Origin of the sequence: Microbacterium algeriense, assembly GCF_008868005.1 — a bacterium.
In the GTDB taxonomy this organism is placed as follows: domain Bacteria; phylum Actinomycetota; class Actinomycetes; order Actinomycetales; family Microbacteriaceae; genus Microbacterium; species Microbacterium algeriense.
In genome coordinates, this window is sequence record NZ_WAAO01000002.1 from 321808 (window position 1) to 339491 (window position 17684).

The 17684-nt window shown below is 70.5% G+C and carries 17 protein-coding genes; 9 read left to right on the forward strand and 8 right to left on the reverse strand.

Going from position 1 to position 17684, the window contains the following annotated elements:
- Positions 1 to 11: 11 nt before the first annotated feature.
- The gene (locus F6A08_RS09105; RefSeq protein WP_017203231.1) at positions 12 to 1238 is read left to right on the forward strand and encodes a pyridoxal phosphate-dependent aminotransferase; all 1227 of its coding nucleotides are present in this window, start codon (positions 12 to 14) and stop codon (positions 1236 to 1238) included.
- Here the strand turns inward: F6A08_RS09105 and F6A08_RS09110 are convergent.
- Together F6A08_RS09110 and F6A08_RS09115 are read right to left on the reverse strand one after the other, a co-directional pair.
- Complete coding sequence (locus tag F6A08_RS09110) at positions 1129 to 2412, reverse strand: CpaE/TadZ family protein (protein WP_192576736.1); 1284 nt, start codon at positions 2410 to 2412, stop codon at positions 1129 to 1131. The two genes, F6A08_RS09105 and F6A08_RS09110, sit on opposite strands and share 110 nt — an antisense overlap.
- On the reverse strand, positions 2409 to 3029 hold the full coding sequence (locus tag F6A08_RS09115; protein ID WP_151459296.1) for an SAF domain-containing protein: 621 nt from the start codon (positions 3027 to 3029) through the stop codon (positions 2409 to 2411). The genes F6A08_RS09110 and F6A08_RS09115 overlap by 4 nt, the downstream gene beginning before the upstream one ends.
- 100 nt (positions 3030 to 3129) lie before the next feature.
- Between F6A08_RS09115 and F6A08_RS09120 the strand changes: the two genes are divergently transcribed.
- Complete coding sequence (locus tag F6A08_RS09120; RefSeq protein ID WP_017203228.1) at positions 3130 to 3408, forward strand: helix-turn-helix domain-containing protein; 279 nt, start codon at positions 3130 to 3132, stop codon at positions 3406 to 3408.
- On the opposite strand, the gene F6A08_RS09125 is transcribed toward F6A08_RS09120, so the two are convergent.
- Positions 3396 to 4004 carry a hypothetical protein gene (locus F6A08_RS09125; RefSeq protein WP_017203227.1) on the reverse strand — a complete coding sequence of 203 codons (609 nt, stop codon included), beginning with the start codon at positions 4002 to 4004 and terminating at the stop codon, positions 3396 to 3398. The genes F6A08_RS09120 and F6A08_RS09125 overlap by 13 nt on opposite strands.
- Positions 4005 to 4137: 133 nt before the next feature.
- Here F6A08_RS09125 and F6A08_RS09130 point away from each other — a divergent pair, with 133 nt between their 5' ends.
- Both F6A08_RS09130 and F6A08_RS09135 read left to right on the forward strand, forming a co-directional pair.
- Entirely contained in the window at positions 4138 to 4521 is a 384-nt protein-coding gene (locus F6A08_RS09130) for an Rv3235 family protein (RefSeq protein WP_151459297.1), read from the forward strand.
- Positions 4522 to 4545: 24 nt separating this feature from the next.
- Positions 4546 to 6030 (forward strand): sensor histidine kinase, encoded by a 1485-nt coding sequence (locus tag F6A08_RS09135; RefSeq protein ID WP_017203225.1) that lies wholly within the window; start codon positions 4546 to 4548, stop codon positions 6028 to 6030.
- A gap of 64 nt (positions 6031 to 6094) precedes the next feature.
- On the opposite strand, the gene F6A08_RS09140 is transcribed toward F6A08_RS09135, so the two are convergent.
- Entirely contained in the window at positions 6095 to 6343 is a 249-nt protein-coding gene (locus F6A08_RS09140) for a WhiB family transcriptional regulator (protein WP_017203224.1), read from the reverse strand.
- 231 nt (positions 6344 to 6574) lie between these two features.
- Between F6A08_RS09140 and F6A08_RS09145 the strand changes: the two genes are divergently transcribed.
- Positions 6575 to 6961, forward strand: a complete 387-nt coding sequence (locus F6A08_RS09145) for a hypothetical protein (protein ID WP_017203223.1) — start codon at positions 6575 to 6577, stop codon at positions 6959 to 6961.
- Between the two features lie 45 nt (positions 6962 to 7006).
- On the opposite strand, the gene bcp is transcribed toward F6A08_RS09145, so the two are convergent.
- The 3 genes from bcp to aroA are packed head-to-tail and all read right to left on the reverse strand — an operon-like array spanning position 7007 to position 9880.
- Positions 7007 to 7480: a thioredoxin-dependent thiol peroxidase gene (gene bcp / locus F6A08_RS09150; protein ID WP_017203222.1), complete on the reverse strand. Its 474-nt coding sequence runs from the start codon at positions 7478 to 7480 to the stop codon at positions 7007 to 7009.
- A 9-nt stretch (positions 7481 to 7489) separates the two neighbouring features.
- On the reverse strand, positions 7490 to 8560 hold the full coding sequence (gene rsgA, locus F6A08_RS09155; protein WP_017203221.1) for a ribosome small subunit-dependent GTPase A: 1071 nt from the start codon (positions 8558 to 8560) through the stop codon (positions 7490 to 7492).
- A 3-nt stretch (positions 8561 to 8563) separates the two neighbouring features.
- Positions 8564 to 9880 (reverse strand): 3-phosphoshikimate 1-carboxyvinyltransferase, encoded by a 1317-nt coding sequence (gene aroA / locus F6A08_RS09160; RefSeq protein ID WP_124895266.1) that lies wholly within the window; start codon positions 9878 to 9880, stop codon positions 8564 to 8566.
- Positions 9881 to 9950: 70 nt separating this feature from the next.
- On the opposite strand from aroA, the gene F6A08_RS09165 reads away from it, so the two are divergent.
- Genes F6A08_RS09165 through F6A08_RS09175 form a run of 3 tightly spaced genes read left to right on the forward strand, consistent with a single transcriptional unit; the run spans position 9951 to position 12209 of the window.
- Positions 9951 to 10613, forward strand: a complete 663-nt coding sequence (locus F6A08_RS09165; RefSeq protein ID WP_151459298.1) for a sigma-70 family RNA polymerase sigma factor — start codon at positions 9951 to 9953, stop codon at positions 10611 to 10613.
- Positions 10610 to 10855, forward strand: a complete 246-nt coding sequence (locus F6A08_RS09170) for a zf-HC2 domain-containing protein (RefSeq protein WP_017203218.1) — start codon at positions 10610 to 10612, stop codon at positions 10853 to 10855. The genes F6A08_RS09165 and F6A08_RS09170 overlap by 4 nt, the downstream gene beginning before the upstream one ends.
- A gap of 49 nt (positions 10856 to 10904) precedes the next feature.
- Entirely contained in the window at positions 10905 to 12209 is a 1305-nt protein-coding gene (locus tag F6A08_RS09175; RefSeq protein ID WP_151459299.1) for a GNAT family N-acetyltransferase, read from the forward strand.
- A 66-nt stretch (positions 12210 to 12275) separates the two neighbouring features.
- Here F6A08_RS09175 and F6A08_RS09180 read toward each other — a convergent pair whose 3' ends face one another.
- Positions 12276 to 15959 (reverse strand): multifunctional oxoglutarate decarboxylase/oxoglutarate dehydrogenase thiamine pyrophosphate-binding subunit/dihydrolipoyllysine-residue succinyltransferase subunit, encoded by a 3684-nt coding sequence (locus tag F6A08_RS09180; RefSeq protein WP_151459300.1) that lies wholly within the window; start codon positions 15957 to 15959, stop codon positions 12276 to 12278.
- 160 nt (positions 15960 to 16119) lie between these two features.
- Here F6A08_RS09180 and guaB1 point away from each other — a divergent pair, with 160 nt between their 5' ends.
- Positions 16120 to 17574 (forward strand): GMP reductase, encoded by a 1455-nt coding sequence (gene guaB1 / locus F6A08_RS09185; protein ID WP_151459301.1) that lies wholly within the window; start codon positions 16120 to 16122, stop codon positions 17572 to 17574.
- The last annotated feature ends 110 nt before the right edge of the window (positions 17575 to 17684 follow it).

Sequence of the window (17684 nt, forward strand, 5' to 3'; positions counted from 1 at the left end):
AGGCTTGATCGATGACCCCGATGCGCAACTTCGACCAGTCGTCGAAGCTCAAGAACGTCCTGTACGAGATCCGCGGAAACGCCCTCGTCGAGGCGGCGCGATTGGAAGCGGAGGGGCACAAGGTCCTCAAGCTGAACACGGGCAACCCGGCGATCTTCGGGTTCGACGCTCCCCACCAGATCGTGCACGACATGCTCGCGGCGCTGCCGACCGCGCACGGCTACAGCGACAGCAAGGGCATCATCTCGGCACGCCGAGCCGTCGTGAGCCGCTACGAGCAGATCGAGGGCTTCCCGCGGTTCGATCCGGACGACGTGTACCTCGGCAACGGCGTCTCCGAACTCATCACGATGACCATGCAGGCTCTGCTCGACGAGGGCGACGAGGTGCTGATCCCGGCGCCCGACTACCCGCTGTGGACGGCCATGACCAGCCTCGCCGGCGGAACCCCCGTGCACTATCTCTGCGACGAGGAAGACGGCTGGCAGCCCGACCTCGAGGACATCCGCTCGAAGATCACACCGCGCACCAAGGCGCTCGTGATCATCAACCCGAACAACCCCACGGGTGTGGTGTACTCGCGGCAGATCCTGGAAGGACTCGTGCAGATCGCGCGCGAGCATCAGCTGCTCCTGCTGTCGGACGAGATCTACGACCGCATCCTGTTCGACGACGCGGTGCACATCCCGACCGCGACGCTCGCCCCCGACCTGCTGTGCCTCACCTTCAACGGGCTCTCGAAGACGTACCGCGTGGCCGGCTACCGCTCCGGCTGGATGGTCATCACGGGCCCGCAGGATCACGCCAAGGGCTTCATCGAGGGGATCACGCTGCTGGCGTCGACCCGGCTCTGCCCCAACGTGCCGGCGCAGCACGCGGTGCAGGCCGCGCTCTCGGGCGTGCAGTCCATCGACGCGCTGATCGCGCCGACCGGTCGCCTCCACGAGCAGCGGGACATCGCCTGGGAAGGGCTCGAGTCGATCCCGGGTGTCTCCTGCGTCAAGCCGCAGGGAGCGCTGTACGCCTTCCCGCGTCTGGACCCGAACGTGCACGAGATCAGGGATGACGCCAAGCTCGTCTACGACCTGCTCGTCTCGGAGCACATCCTGCTCGTGCAGGGCACCGGATTCAACTGGTCGACCCCGGACCATCTGCGCCTGGTGACCCTCCCCGAGCCGCGAGTGCTGAGCGAAGCCGTCGAAAGGCTGGGGAACTTCCTCGCGAGCTACCGGCAGTAGTCGTCGTCGGCCCTTCGGGGGACAGCGACGCGGCGAGGCCGCGCACGGCGGCGACGAAGGCGGACCGCGGCGCGACCTCGGACATCGGCCTCGCATGCAGCAGGGCGGCGTCCGTCGCCCGCTGGTCGAACGGCAGGAAGACGACGTCGTCGATGCCTCCGAACCGTTCCAGGGTTCTGCGCACCTGCCCGCGCGCATCGATGCCCAGGGGTCCGTGGCGGACGCGGTTGACGACCACGACGAGCGGCGTCGGAGACGTGAGCCGCCGCAGTTCGGCGTGGTCGCGGAGGAACCTGCTGATGCCCAGCGGATCCGCCGTCGCGACCGCGACGATCAGATCCGCGTCCCGCAGGACCGCAGAGGTGGCCGCATGCCGTCGGGGGCCGGTCAGATCGTACGTGAGCTCGTCGTCCGCATCGAAGGCGCCGGCCACATCGACGACCGTGTCATCGACCCAGTCCCGGCAGGCCATGAGCGCCGCGCGCAGACGCGCGTCCGACAGCTCCGGCCATCGGCTCGGCCGGTTGATGCCGGGAAGCACCTCGCACTCGCCGGCGCCGGCGCCGATCCGTGTCGCGAGTCTGGTCAGCTCCGCTGCGTCGAGGACGCCGCGCTCAGCCCGACGGCACGCCGCAGCCGCGCCGGGGGCGTCGTCGCTGAGCCCCAGGAGCAGCGCGAGGGACGGCGCGACGGTGTCGGCGTCGACGAGACCGACACTGCGTCCGCGCCGGCTCAGCTCCACGGCGAGCTGGATCGCGACGGTGGAGCGTCCGGGTGCGCCCTGAGGCCCCCAGACGGCGATGACGCGACGCGGCGCCCGCGCGGCGGGCCCCTCGGTCGTCGGCTCCGGGTCCGCCGCCAGCGCCTCCGCCACCTGCCACCCCGCCGCGTCGGGAGGGAGGGACGCCGACAGTCCTAGACGGCTGAGCAGCCGGGTGTCCGCTCCGCCGAGCGCGATGATGCGCACGCCAGCGCGATCGCACGTCGCGATCAGGTCCGCCGTCAGGACGGCGCGCGAGGCGGGCACGATGATGGCACCGGCTCCCGACAGCAGCTCCGCTCCGACAGCGACAGGCGTCCCGACGACCGACAGGACGACGACGCCCTCGAGCTCCAGCTCCGCGGCGAGCTCGTCCGCCCGCGGTTGCGGGATGGCCACGACGACGGCCGTCACTCTCCGGACTCCCAGGGAACCACCGAGAGCGTGGCGCCGCCGGTCACCGCCGCGAGCACGTCGGCGACGTCCGCTCTGCCGATCACGACCTCGAGGCGGGTGCGGGTGTCGGCCAGGACGCCCTCGGGACGAAGCACCTCGCGGACGACGGCATCCGCGACGAGGATGCGCGGGACGTCGAACGTGCGACCGTCTTCGAGCAGCGGTGCGCTCCACACCTCGACCGCGGTGCCCGCCTGCACGTCCTCGGGGATTCCGGTGCCGCTCTCGATCACCACGGTCGTGGTGCGGAGGCGGTCCGCCGCGGTCAGGGCGCGCGCCGGGACGAGCTCGCCCTCCGCGATGGTGCGTGCGGCCACCTGGCCCGGTTCCAGACCCTCCGGGGCGAGGTAGTCGTCCGCGAGCGCCCCGAGCCCCACCTCGACGACCTGGAAGTCGTCGGAGGTGAGCGCCTCGCCCTGCGTGATGGTGCGGTGGGCGCGGAGGACGGGACTCGCATCGTCCGCGGCGGCGACGATGAGCCAGACGGCGGCGATCGAGAGCAGCACCAGGGCGATGCCCACGAGGAAGCGGATGTCGCCCCAGAACGCACGTCGGGACCGGGAGAGGGAAGCCATGGCGACATCGTCACAGAAAGCTCGCCGACGCCGATCCGGTTATCCATAGGATGACGCGGGCGGGAGCGGGCGCCGGGGCGTCCGGGACGACAATGGGGGAATGGCACCCCCTTCTGCCCGCGCGCCGCGTTTCCTCGCCCCCGCCCAAGTGGCGGAGCTGCTGAGCATCGAGGTGGGCGAGGTGATCGACCTGCTCCACGAGGGGCGGCTCCGCGGCGCGCAGCTCGGGTCGCCGGGGCGCTGGCGGGTGGAGGAATCCAGTCTGGACGGGTACCTGGCCGAGGAGTCCGAGAACGCGCGGAGGATGGCGCTGTGGCGCCAGTCCCAGGCTGCCAGCTTCCCGGAGGTCTGGGGAGTCTCCTCGGCTCACGGCATCTGATCGCTCGACGCCTGCACCGCGACCAGCGACGCGAAGGGGATCATGCGGAACCCGCGCACGGCTCCGGCCCTGCGCGGCTCGTCGGGGTCGTGCACCGCGATGTCGAGGTGGTCGAAGGCGGCACGATCGATCGTGCCGTGCACGTCGGCGAGGGGAGTGCTGAGGTGCACGGGGATGCGGCGACGTGCGAGGTCGCGCAGCACGAAGCCGAGCGTCATCCGCTCCCGCAGGGTGCGATCCGTCGACTCGGCGGCTTCGAGGCTCGCCAGGAGCAGGCCGTGGTCCGTCGCGATGCCGACGATCGCATGGAGCGGGAACAGCACGGAGGACTGCTCAGGGTGCCCGTCCCCGGAACTGCGGGATGATGCGGCGACCCAGTCCGCGCCGAGCGTGCGGAGGGTGACCGGCAGCCGACGCCCGTTGCGCAGTTCGATCGTCGCGTCGGCCTCGGCGCCGCAGAGCACGCGCAGGCGGGAGCGCAGTTCCAGCCGTGCGATGCGCAGCCGCTCGGACTCGGCATCGAGCACGGCGCGCTCGGCCTCCCACTCCGACGCGAGCTGACCCTCGAGGTCTTCGAACAGGCGGTCCCAGTGCATCCGACAGAGCGTAGGCGACGGGCGTGCGGGATGTACGAGTAATCCACATTCTTCTGCCGCGGCGGCCCGCGGACCGGCGACCCGGTGCTGTACTGACGGCCTCGCAGACCTCCCCGACCGAGAGATCGACACGATGCCGCACGAGTACTTCGCACCCCAGCCCACCCCGACCAGTGAACTGCCGGATCCTGCACCGCTGCTGCGGAGCCTGACCCACGGCGTGCTGGAGGTCCTCGCGGGCGTGCGGGAGGTCGATCCGCTCGCGCGCTGGTTCAGCGAAGACGCGTTCCGCAGCCTCGTCGTCAGAGCCAACCTCTCCGCCAGGGCGCGCAGCGCGCGCGGCGTGGCACCCCGGCGACCGCAGTTCGAGATCCGGGCGCAGCGCGTCACGGAACCCGTCGACGGCGTGATCGAAGCGGCGGTCGTCGTCGCGGGCCCTGGGCGCACACGAGCCGTCGCCATCCGGCTCGAGGGCATCGACCGGCGCTGGCGCGCCACGTCCCTGGCGATCCTGTGACGGATGTCACCGTAGGCTGGTCAGGTGTCAACCCTCAGTGATCTCGCCCATGAGCAGGGCCTCCTGACCGACAGCGACGTCGAATGGCTTCACCGCCTGGCCGGGGACGGGCAGCTGCTCGCCGACCTGGCTTCCGCCGACATCGTGATCTGGATCCAGACGGACGACGGGTCGTTCATCGCCGTCGCCCATGCCAGGCCCAGCGGTGCGGCGACGCTCTTCTACCGGGACATCGTCGGCGAGCGGGTCCGTCCGCAGTGGCGCACCCAGGTGCAGGGCGCCTTCGAGTCCGCCGAGATCGTCGACTCCTCCTCGCCGGACTGGTTCGAGGAAACCCCGACGAGGGTGCGTGCCGTGCCGATCGTGAGCGAGCGGCGCGCGGCCGACGCGCCCGCCACCGTCATCGGCGTCGTGACCCGGCACACGAACCTGGGCGAGGTGCGCACGCCGTCGCGTCAGCAGATCACCTTCGACGAGTGCGCCAACGACCTGTTCCGCATGATCGCCGACGGCAGCTTCCCTGACCTGGCGGCTCCGACCTCCCCTCGGCGGGGGGCGCCGCGTGCATCGGACGGCCTCATCCGCATCGACGTGGACGGCATCACGACCTTCGCCAGCCCCAACGCGCTCTCCGCGTTCAACCGCATGGGCTTCGACGACGAGCTGGAGGGGGAGTCGCTCGCCGAGGTGACGACGCGGCTCGTCCCGCCCTCCCGGCAGGTCGACGAGTCGCTCCCCGTGGTGGTCACCGGTCGGGCGCCGTGGCGCACCGACATCGAAGCCCGCGGCGTCACGGTGTCGCTGCGCGCGATCCCGCTGAAGGACCACGGCACGCGCATCGGCGCGATCGTGCTCTGCCGAGACGTCTCGGAGCTTCGCCATCAGGAGCAGGAGCTCATCACCAAGGATGCGACGATCCGCGAGATCCACCACCGGGTGAAGAACAACCTCCAGACCGTGGCGTCGCTGCTGCGGATCCAGGCGCGCCGGACGCACTCCGACGAGGCGCGCGACGCGCTGACGCAGGCCATGCGTCGCGTGGACGCGATCGCCGTCGTCCACGACACCCTGGCGCAGGGCCTGACCCAGAAGGTGGACTTCGACGAGGTCTTCCACCGGGTGCTCAAGCTGGTCGCCGAGGTGGCATCCGCTCCGAATACCCGCGCGCGCACGCAGTCGACGGGGCGTTTCGGTGTGCTGCCGAGCGAGTACGCCACGCCCCTCGCTCTCGCGCTCACGGAGGTCGTCACCAACGCCGTGGAGCACGGTCTCGCCGGGCAGGAGGGCGTCGTCACGATCGATGCCAAGCGCACCGAGGACAACCTGCGGGTGACCGTCCGCGACACCGGACTCGGGCTGCCGGAGGGGCGGATCGGCCAGGGGCTCGGGACGCAGATCATCCGCACCCTGATCCAGGGCGAGCTCGGCGGCACGATCGAGTGGCACGGCACGGACGGCGAGGGCACCGAGGTCGTCATCGACATCCCGCTGCGCTGGCTGGAGCGCTGAGCGCCGCAGGGGCCGGACAGACGGAAGCGGCCTGAGAGTGGATCTCAGGCCGCTTCCGGGATGATCAGGAGGCGCGTCGAGCGCGGGCGGCGCGACGCTTGAGGGCGCGACGTTCGTCTTCGGAGAGACCGCCCCAGACGCCGGAGTCCTGGCTCGTCTCCAAGGCGTACTGCAGGCAGATCTCGGTGACCGTGCAGGTGGCGCAGACGGTCTTCGCCTTCTCGATCTGGTCGACGGCGGGTCCGGTGTTCCCCACGGGGAAGAACAGCTCGGGGTCGACAGTCAGGCAGGCGGCCTTATCGCGCCAGTCCATGGGGGCTCCTCGGTGTGGATTTTCGTGAGATGTCGCAAAGCGACCCCTCGGATTCGAGCGGCGGTTCGGGTTCCGCTACCCTGTTGAGATGCGGGCGGATGCCCGCGAATTGTGATGCGAGTGTGAATGCTCGCCCCACGCCGCTGTGGGAGCACATGACTTTCTCTATTCTGTTACATGAAAACCCCGAAATCAAGGGTTTTCTTCTGTCATCGATCCCCGGGAGACACCGTGCGCGCACCTGGACTGGCTCTCGCGGCAGCGGCTGTCCTCGGCCTGGAGGCGCTCGCGCTCCTCGTCTTCGCGATCATCGAGCTGGTCGGTCTGGGCGCCGGTGACGCGGCGTCGCTCCCGACCGCTGTCGCGTTGATCGTGCTCACCCTGATCGGAGCCGCTGCCCTCGTGGCGTTCGCGCTGGGCACCCGCGCCGGCCGCTCCTGGGCGCGTTCCGGGGGAGTGGTGTTCCAGGTGCTGGCGGTCGCGCTGGCGCTGGCCGCGCTCACGCTGCAGCCGGTCTCGTGGACGTTCGTCCTCGGCGTGGGGCTTCCCGCGCTCGTCGGCTTCGTGCTGCTGATCTCCAGCGCGCGCCGCGAAGGGGAGCGCCGCGAGGCGGAGTGAGCCCGTCGGCTCCGACCGAGCCGCGACCGCTGGGGTGCGGAGCGCTCAGGCGTCGATGCCGAGCTGCTTGCGCAGTCGCGCGACGTGACCGGTGGCCTTGACGTTGTACTGGGCGAGGGTGATCGTCCCGTGCTCGTCGAGCACGAACGTCGAGCGGATCACGCCCTCGACGAGCTTGCCGTAGTTCATCTTCTCGCCCCAGGCTCCGTACGCGGAGTGGACGGCATGGTCGGGGTCGCTGAGGAGCGGGAAGGTGAGTCCGTCGCGCTCGCGGAACGTCGTCAGCGTCGCCGGGTCGTCGCGGGAGACGCCGATGACGCGATAGCCGGCGCCCTGGAGTGACGAGATGCTGTCACGGAAGTCGCAGGCCTCGGTCGTGCAGCCGGGGGTCATCGCGGCCGGGTAGAAGTAGAGAACCGTCTTCTGACCGCGGAGATCCGCGAGACGGACGGTGTTGCCGTCCTGGTCGAGGAGAGCGAAGTCGGGGGCGGCGGTTCCGGGTTCCAGGCGCTGAGTCACCCCCTCAGCCTATCGGCCGGGCGGCTGCTCCGCCTTGTCCGCGAAGGTCTGGAGCAGGCGCTGGAGGGAGTCGAGGCGCGCGCGTCCGGTCTCGCCCAGCTCGCCCCGCTCCGCCGCCTCGATGAGGGCGCAGTCCGGGGCGTCCGCGAGGTGTGTGCACCCTCGGGGGCAGTTCTCCGCGATCACCGCGAGCTCCGTGAAGGCGGCGAGGATGTTCGCCGGATCGACGTGCCCGAGACCGAAAGAGCGCACACCGGGGGTGTCGATGACCCAGCCGGTCCCGGCGGCGCCCTGGTAGCGCAGGGAGACCGTGGACGACGACGTGTGGCGGCCGCGACCGGTCACCTGGTTCACATGGCCGGTCGCCCGCCCCGCGCTCGGCACGAGGGCGTTGACGAGCGTGGACTTGCCCACGCCGGAGTGTCCGACGAAGACCGTGGAGTGGCCGACCAGCGCCTCGCCGATCTCGTCGACCGGCATCTCGTCCTGAGCGCTCGTGAACACCCGCAGGTCGAGCCCGTCGAAGTGCGTGAGGAACTCGGTCGGGTCTGCGATGTCCGTCTTCGTGACGACCAGCAGCGGCCGGATGCCCGCGTCGAGCGCTGCGACCAGGTAGCGGTCCACCAGTCGTGCGCGCGGCTCCGGGTCGGCGGCGGCGACCACGACGAGCATCTGGTCGGCGTTCGCGACGATGACGCGCTCGACCTGGTCGGTGTCGTCCGCGCTGCGGCGGAGGAGGGAGGTGCGCTCGACGATGCCGACGATGCGCGCGAGCGTGCCCTCGTCGCCCGAGGTGTCTCCGACGACGCGCGCCTGATCCCCCGTCACGATCGGGGTGCGTCGCAGCTCGCGAGCCCTGGTCGTCGTGATCGTGCGCTCCTGGTCCGTGTCCTCGCCGAGCAGCACCGTGTAGCGGCCGCGGTCGACCCCGAGCACGCGTCCGATCTCGGCGTCCTCGTGCGCGGGTCGGCGCTTCGTGCGCGGCCGGTTCGCCTTGGGGTTGGGGCGGGTGCGGATGCTGCTCTCGTCGAAGTCCTCGAAATCGTCGTCGAGGTCGTCGGTGTCGTCCAGCCAGCTCATCCGTCAGCCTCGCAGCATCCGCTCCCAGAGCATCGTGAACTCCGGGAGGGTCTTCGCGGTGGTGCCGATGTCGTCGATCTCGACGCCGGGGACGCGCAGGCCGATGAGCGCGCCGGTCGTGGCCATCCGGTGGTCGTGATGCGCCGCCCAGGTGCCGCCGCGCAGCGGGCGCGGGATGACGCGGAGTCCGTCGGGGAGCTCCTCCGCCTCGCCGCCGAGCGCGCGGATGTTGCGGATGAGCGCCGCGATCCGGTCGGTCTCGTGCAGGCGGATGTGTCCGATCCCGCGGAACGTCGTCGGCGACTCGGCGAAGGCGGCGAGGCCGACCAGGGTCGGCGTGAGCTCGCTGGCTGCGGACAGGTCGAGGTCGAGCCCCCGGATGGCGGAACCGGCGCGGACCGTGAGGGTGCCGCCGTGGCGGCCGACGTGCGCGCCGGCGGCCTGCAGGAGGTCCGGCAGGAGGGCGCCGGGCTGCGTGGAGTGCGCGGGCCACCCCGTGATGGACACGGAGCCGCCCGTGACGAGCGCGGCCGCGAGGAACGGGGCGGCGTTGGAGAGATCGGGCTCGATGGCGATCTCCTTCGCCCGCGGCACGCCCGCCTCGACCAGCCACTCGCCGACCGCCGGACGTTCGATGCGGATGCCGCGTCGGCTCAGCGCCTCGATGGTCATGTCGATGTGGGGGAGGCTCGGCAGGTGCTCTCCGGTGTGGACCAGGTGCAGTCCGACATCGAACCGCGGAGCGGCGAGCAGGAGGCCCGAGACGAACTGGCTGGACGCGGACGCGTCGATCTCGACGCGACCGCCGCGGATCCGACCGTGACCGCGGATCGTGAACGGGAGCGCCCAGGTGCCTTCGTCGTCGATGTCGACGCCCAGGTCGCGCAGCGCGCTGATCAGGCCGCCCATCGGACGGTGCAGGGCCGTCTCGTGCGCGGTGAGGTGCACGTCGTGCTCGGCGAGGCCGGCGAGCGGGGCGATGAAGCGCATCACGGTGCCGGCCTGTCCGCAGTCGACGGTCGTGCCGCCGTGCAGCTTCGCCGGCGTGATCACGAGGTCGGGCCCGAACTCGTTGCCCGCGTCCACCTCCTGGATGCCGACGCCGAGGGCGCGGAGGGCGTCGACCATGCGGGCGGAGTCGTCGGAGTGCAGCGGGGCGATCAGTCGACCGGGACCGTCGGCGATCGCGGCGATGATCAGTTCGCGGTTCGTCAGCGACTTCGAGCCGGGGATCGTGAGCTCCGCGTGCAGGGGCTCGTCGATCGTGGGCGCGGAGTAGGCGCCCTGCACTCGGGTGGGGGAATACCTGTCAGCGCTCATCGGTTCTCACCTTAGTAAACGCACGGAGCTTCGTCGCGAAAGACGAGGCTTCCGACCAGAAGGAGAGCGAATGACGGCGACGCTGGAGCGCGAGGTGATCGACCTCAGCGGCCTAGACTGGCCGGTGATGGATGACACCGCAACCGCAGACACCGTCGGCGACCCTCGGCGCGAGTTCGAGGAGCAGGCGCTCCCCTTCATGGACCAGCTCTACGCGGCGGCCATGCGCATGACGCGCAATCCGGCCGACGCCGCCGATCTCGTCCAGGAGACGTTCGTCAAGGCGTACGGCTCGTGGTCCACGTTCTCGCAGGGGACCAACCTGAAGGCGTGGCTCTACCGGATCCTGACGAACACCTACATCAACATCTACCGCAAGCGGCAGCGCGAGCCGTTCCAGGGCACGATCGACGAGCTCGAGGACTGGCAGCTGGGCGGGGCGGAGTCGACGACCGCGTCGCACAGCCGTTCGGCCGAGGCGGAGGCGATCGACCGCATGCCGGCGTCGGTGGTCAAGGATGCGCTGCAGGCCGTTCCCGAGGACTTCCGTCTGGCCGTGTACCTCGCCGATGTCGAGGGCTTCGCGTACCAGGAGATCGCCGACATCATGAAGACCCCCATCGGCACCGTGATGAGCCGTCTGCACCGTGGCAGGCGCATGCTGCGGGAGCTGTTGGCAGAGTACGCCGCTGAGCGGGGCATCGCCGCGGCTGACACGAGGAGCAAGAAATGAGCGACTGCGGCTGCGACAAGGCCCGTCAGGATCTGGAGGAGTACCTCCGCAACGAGGTGTGCAAGACCGAGCACACCGAGATCCGCGAGCACCTGGAGAACTGCCCGTCCTGCCGGGACGAGGCTCTCGTCGCCACCACGCTGACCGAGGTGATCGCCCGCGCGTGCAAGGAGACGGCTCCCGAAGAGCTGCGCGATCAGGTGTTCGCCCGCCTCCGCGAGGTCCAGGCCGCCCAGCACTGACCCCCGGCGTGCGCCGGAGGGTGTCCGTGGACGACCGTAGGCTGTCCTCATGGCCCTCATCGATGCACGCGGGATCCCCGCCGACCAGACCTCCGTCGACCGGCTCGCCGCGGAGGGGCTCGACTATCGCGTCGTCGATACCGAGGACTCCGCTCGACTGACCGCCTTCCAGCGGGCGATGGCGAGAGGGTTCCTGGGTGGCGACCCGACTGAGGCGGTGCTCGCCGAAGGAGCTCCCACCGTGCGGAGCCGCCGGGGAATCGGCGTGTACGAACGCGGTGCGGACAGCGGTGCGCTCCCGGTGGCGACGATCGACTCCTGGGTGACGCCGCTGACGATCCCCGGTGGCGAGATCGACATGTGGGCGATCAGCGGCGTGACGGTCGCCGGCACCCACCGACGGCGCGGCATCGCTCGTTCCCTGCTCGAGGGAGAGCTCCGTGCCGCCGCCGACAGCGGGGTCGCGGTCGCCGGTCTCACCGTCTCCGAGGCGACCATCTACGGCCGTTACGGGTTCGGGGCCGCGGTGCCTGTCTCGCACTTCACCGTCGATGTCCGGCGCGCGGGATGGGCGGGACCCGTGCCCCCGGGGCGGGTGGAGTACGTCGAGCGCGAGCGGCTCGCGGAAGAGCTGAGCGCCGTGCATGAGCGCGCCCGGACGACCCGTGCAGGACAGGTTCCGGGCTGGGCCGCCCGCTGGGCAGGGCTGGGCGGCCTCGCTTCGAACGAATCCGATCGCGACAAGGTGCGCGGCGTGCGCTACCTCGACGCGGAGGGAGAGGTCCGGGGTGTCCTGAGCTTCGCGCTCAGCGAGCGGGGCGACTCCTTCCGGTTCTCCCTGCACGTGCGTCTGCTCGTCGGCGAGACGCCGGAGGCCGTCGCAGCCTTGTGGCGCTTCGCGGTGCAGCACGACCTGGTGGACGAGGTCACGGCGGACCTGCGTCCGGTCGACGATCCGCTGCCGTGGCTGGTGACCGATCCGCGCGGGGTCGTGCAGGTGGTGCACGACCACGGGTGGCTGCGCATCCTCGACCTCCCCACCGCGCTCATGGCGCGCCGCTACTCGGCCCCGATCGACACGATCCTGCGCGTCGAGGACGCGCTCGGCTTCACCGCGGGGACATGGCGTCTGCGGGTCGACGAAGCGGGCGCGGCGACGGTCGAGGCGGGGGAGGAAGGCTCCGAGCCGGACATCACCTTCGACGTGTCCGCGCTCTCGGCGCTGTACGTCGGGGGTGTGCGGGCCGCCGCCCTCCACGGAGCCAGCCGCATCGACGCGTCTCCGGCGTCCGTGGTCGCCCTCGACCGTGCCTTCGCCGCTTTCCCTGCTCCGTCACTGGACATCTGGTACTGACCTCGGTCCCGACACGATGAAGGGCGCCCCGGCCGAAGCCGGGGCGCCCTTCGTCGTGGGAGAGGGTCAGTCGACCGTGACCGCCGCGCGGATCAGTGCGGCCTGCTCGGCGGCGTGGACCTTCGAGGATCCGGTCGCCGGCGACGCCGAAGCGGGACGCGACACCGGACGGAACGACCGGTCGCCCGGGACGTCGGCGAAGGCCAGAGCCAGGAACGGCCAGGCGCCCTGGTTCTCCGGCTCCTCCTGAACCCAGACCAGCTCCGCGTTCGGGTACGAGTCCGTGATGGCCTTGAGCTCATCGATCGGCGTCGGGTACATCTGCTCGAGGCGGACGAGTGCGACCGCCGGGTTCGGGTTCTTCTCGAGCTCGGCGCGCAGATCCCAGTGCACCTTGCCGGAGTGCACGAGCACGCGCCGGACGGCGGAGCGGTCGAGACCGCGGTCGTCGTCGATCACCGGCTCGAAGCGGCCCTGGGTGAAGGCCTCGACGGGGCTCGTCGCACCGCGCAGACGCAGCATCGCCTTCGGTGTGAACACGATGAGCGGCTTGCGCGGGCGGGCGTATGCCTGGCGACGCAGCAGGTGGAAGTACGACGCCGGCGTGGACGGCCGCGCCACGATCATGTTGTCCTGCGCGCACAGCTGCAGGAAGCGCTCGATACGGGCGGACGAGTGGTCCGGTCCCTGACCCTCGTATCCGTGGGGGAGGAGCAGGGTGACGCTGGACTGCTGGCCCCACTTCTGCTCGGCCGCGGAGATGTACTCGTCGATGACCGACTGCGCACCGTTCACGAAGTCGCCGAACTGCGCCTCCCAGAGCACGAGAGCCTCGGGGGCCTCCACGGAGTACCCGTACTCGAAGCCGAGCGCGGCGTACTCGCTGAGCAGCGAGTCGTACACGAAGAACCGGCCCTGCGCGTCGGAGAGGTTCGACAGCGGCAGCCATTCCTGGCCGTTGGCGCGGTCGTGCAGCGTGGCGTGCCGCTGCACGAAGGTGCCTCGACGCGCGTCCTGTCCGGCCAGACGCACGGGCGTGCCCTCGACGAGCAGCGACCCGAAGGCGAGCAGCTCGCCGAAGCCCCAGTCGATGCCGCCGTTGCGGCTCATGTCGAGCCGCTTCTCGAGCAGCTGCTGGATCTTGGGGTGGACCGTGAAGCCCTCCGGCTTGTTGACGAAGGCGTCGCCGATCAGTCGGATGACCTCGCCGGGGACGCCGGTGACGTCCGGGGCGCCGACCTGCTCCTCGGCGGGCTGCTCCTCCGAGGTCACCGGAACGGCGCCCGTCTCGGCGGCGTGCGTCTCGGCGAAGGCGATCTCGAGGCGGTTCTGGAAGTCGGCCTTCGCCTCGTCGTATTCCTGCTCGGTGATGTCGCCGCGGCCGACGAGGGACTCGGTGTACAGCCGGCGGACGGAGCGCTTGGCCTGGATCAGGTCGGTCATCAGCGGCTGCGTCATCGACGGGTCGTCGCCCTCGTTGTGGCCACGTCGGCGGTAGCACACGAGGTCGATCACGACGTCGCGGTGGAAGCGCTCGCGGTACTCGAACGCGAGCTGCGCCACGTGGATGACGGCTTCGGGGTCGTCGCCGTTCACGTGGAACACCGGGGCCTGGATCGTCTTGGCGACGTCGGTCGAGTAGATCGAGGTGCGCCCGTCGTTCGGCGTCGTGGTGAAGCCGACCTGGTTGTTCACGACCACGTGGATCGTGCCGCCGGTGCGGTAGCCGCGCAGCTGCGACATCTGCAGCGTCTCGACGACGACGCCCTGGCCGGCGAAGGCCGCGTCGCCGTGCACGAGGATCGGCAGCCAGGCGAATGTGCCGATCGGCTTGCGGTCCTGCTTGGCGCGGACGATGCCCTCCAGCACGCCGTCGACCGTCTCGAGGTGCGAGGGGTTCGCGGCGAGGTACACCGGGAGGGAGGAGCCGTCGTCGGCGACGAAGGTGCCCTCGGTCCCGAGGTGGTACTTCACGTCGCCGGAGCCGCGCTGGTTGCCCGGCGTCTGCGTGCCCTCGAACTCGCGGAACACCTGTCCGTAGGTCTTGCCGGCGATGTTGGTGAGCACGTTCAGGCGACCGCGGTGGGCCATGCCGATCGCGGCGCCCTCGAGTCCGGCGGTCGCCGCCCCCTGGAGCACCTCGTCGAGCAGCGGGATCAGCGATTCGCCGCCCTCGAGGGAGAAGCGCTTCTGGCCGACGAACTTGGTCTGCAGGAAGGTCTCGAACGCCTCGGCCTCGTTGAGCTTGCGCAGCACGCGCAGCTGCTCGTCGTGGCCGGGCTTCTGGTACTTGACCTCGACCTTCTCCTGGAACCAGCGGCGCTGCTCCGGGTCCTGGATGTGCATGTACTCGATGCCGAGCGTGCGGCAGTACGAGTCACGCAGCACCCCGAGGATGTCGCGGAGCTTGGCGACGCGGCGTCCGCCGAAACCGCCGGTGACGAACTCGCGGTCCAGATCCCAGAAGGTGAGCCCGTGGCTCTCGATCTCCAGGTCCGGGTGCGAGCGCTGCCGGTACTCGAGCGGGTCGATGTCGGCCATCAGGTGTCCGCGCACGCGGAAGGAGTTGATGAGCTCCTGGACGCGGGACTGCTTGTCCACGCGCTCGGCGAGGTCCACGGCGATGTCGGGGTTCCAGCGGATCGGCGCGTACGGGATGCGGAGCGCAGCGAAGATGTCGTCGTAGAAGCCGCGCTGGCCGATGAGCAGCTCGTGCACCTTCTTCAGGAACTCGCCGGAGCCGGCGCCCTGGATGACACGGTGGTCGTAGGTGCTGGTGAGGGTGATCGTCTTGCCGATCGCGAGCTCGTTGAGCGTCTTCTCGCTCGCGCCCTGGAACTCGGCGGGATACTCGAGGGCGCCGGCGCCGATGATGCAGCCCTGGCCCTTCATGAGACGGGGCACCGAGTGCACGGTGCCGATCCCGCCCGGGTTGGTCAGCGAGACGGTGGTGCCCTGGAAGTCGGCGGCCGTGAGCTTGTTGCCCCGCGCGCGGGTGACCAGGTCCTCGTACGCGGAGAGGTACTCGGTGAAGGTCATCGTGTCGGCGCGCTTGATGCTGGGCACCATGAGGGCGCGGGTGCCGTCCGGCTTGGGGAGGTCGATCGCGATGCCGAGGTTCACGTGCGCCGGCGCCACGACGGACGGCTTGCCGTCGATCTCTGCGTAGAAGACGTTCTGGCTGCGGAACTCGTCGAGGGTGCGGATGAGCGCCCAGCCGATGAGGTGGGTGAAGCTGACCTTGCCGCCGCGGGTGCGGGCCATGTGGTTGTTGATGACGATGCGGTTGTCGATCATCAGCTTCGCCGGGACCGTGCGCACACTGGTCGCGGTCGGGACGGTCAGGGACTCGTCCATGTTCGCTGCGAGGGTCTTCGGCAGGCCGCGCAGGGGAGTGACCTTGTCCTCCTCGGCGGGCTCCGGTGCTTCCTTCGCCTCGGGCTTCGGCGCCGGCTTGGGCGCCTGGGCCGGGATCGGAGCGGACGCCGCGGGCTTCGCCGTCGTGCGAGCCACCGGCTGCGAGCCGATCACGGGGATGGGGGCGGTCACCGGGTGCGCCGGCTGCTCACCCGTGGAGGGGGCGCCTGATCCTGAAGCGGAGACCTCCGAGTGGTACTTCTCGAGGATCGGCCACCACTCCTTGTCGACCGAGTCGCGGTTCACCTTGAACTGCTCGTAGAGCTCTTCGACGAGCCAGGAATTGGCTCCGAACCCCCCGTCGCCGCCGACGCCGGTCACCTGGTTCGACACGCTCTATCGCCCTCTTTCATCGCTGAAGCTCTCTGATGCGGCCGTCGACGCAGGATGCGTTCGGGTCCGCACGCTCTCGACCACCAAGCCTAACGTGTTTCCCGGAGGGAATCGTCGAAGCCGTGCGCCCGCCCGCGCGTGTTCTGAGTACCGTGGAGACATGGAGTTCTCTGGAGCGCAGCCGACCGTCGATCTGACCTACTCTGACGTGTTCCTGGTGCCGCGGCGCTCAGGCGTCACCAGCCGTCTCCAGGTGGACCTCGCGCCGCTCGACGGCACCCCGGCCACCCTTCCGCTGGTCGCCGCCAACATGAACTCGGTCACCGGGCCCCGCATCGCCGCGGTGCTGGCCCGGCGCGGCGCGCTCGGCGTGCTGCCCCAGGACCTGCCGCTGCAGGACCTCGACTCCGCGATCCGCGAGGTGAAGGCGCAGCCGGTGCTGTGGGACACCCCGCTGGTCCTCCCGCCGGAGGCCTCGGTCGCCGACGCGCTGCGCCTGCTGCCCGCGGCGCCGGGGCACGGGATCGTGGTCGCCCAGGGCTCCGCGCCGTTCGACGTGGACCGCATCGTCGGCGTCCTGCCCGCGACGCGCCTCGCGACCGCTCTGCCCGACGCGCAGCTCGGCGACCTCGTGCACCGCGGCACGCCGTCCATCGACGCGGACGACATCGGTTCGGAGCGCCACGCGTTCGACGTCATCACCGACGCGGACGTCGAGATGGTGACGGTCGTGCACCATGGTCACCTCGTCGGCACCCTCAGCGCCCGCAGCGCCCTCCGGTCCACGCTCTACGCGCCGGCGGTGGATGCCGATGGTCGCCTCGCGGTCGCGGCGGCCGTCGGCATCAACGGCGATGTCGCCGCGAAGGCCAAGGCGCTGGCGGCAGCCGGTGTCGACGTCCTGGTCGTCGACACCGCGCACGGCCACCAGGAGGGCATGCTGCGGGCACTGCGCGCTGTCGCCGATCTCGACCTGGGTCTGCCGATCGTGGCGGGCAACATCGTCACCGCCGACGGCGTCGTCGACCTCGTCGACGCCGGCGCCACGATCCTGAAGGTCGGGGTGGGACCCGGTGCGATGTGCACGACCCGCATGATGACCGCGGTCGGTCGGCCGCAGTTCTCCGCCGTGCTCGAGACCGCCCAGGCCGCCCGAGAGGTCGGCGCGCATGTCTGGGCCGACGGCGGCGTGCGGTACCCCCGCGATGTGGCGCTCGCCCTCGCCGCGGGTGCGGCGTCCGTCATGGTCGGCTCGTGGTTCGCCGGGACGATCGAGGCGCCGGGCGAACTGCAGCGCGATGCCGAGGGGCGGCTGTTCAAGGAGTCCTGGGGAATGGCGTCGACCAAGGCCGTGCAGGCGCGCTTCGGGCGGCTGGACCCGTACGAGCGCGCGCGCAAGGAGCTCTTCGCCGAGGGCATCTCCTCGTCCAAGATCTACCTCGACCCCCTGCGGCCGGGCGTCGAGGACCTGCTGGACATGATCACCTCGGGCGTGCGCTCCTCCTTCACCTACGCCGGCGCGTCCTCCGTGCCGGAGTTCCACGATCGAGCACTGGTCGGTCTGCAGTCGGCGGCCGGATACGAGGAGGGCAAGGCGCTGCCGGTCAGCTGGTGATCGCGAGCGCAGACCCAGCCGCGTTCTGTACAATCGTCCGCATAATGGACGACCCTCCCAGTTGTAGAACATCGCCCCACTGTCCGCCTCTCTCCTCGGAGGGGAACCGC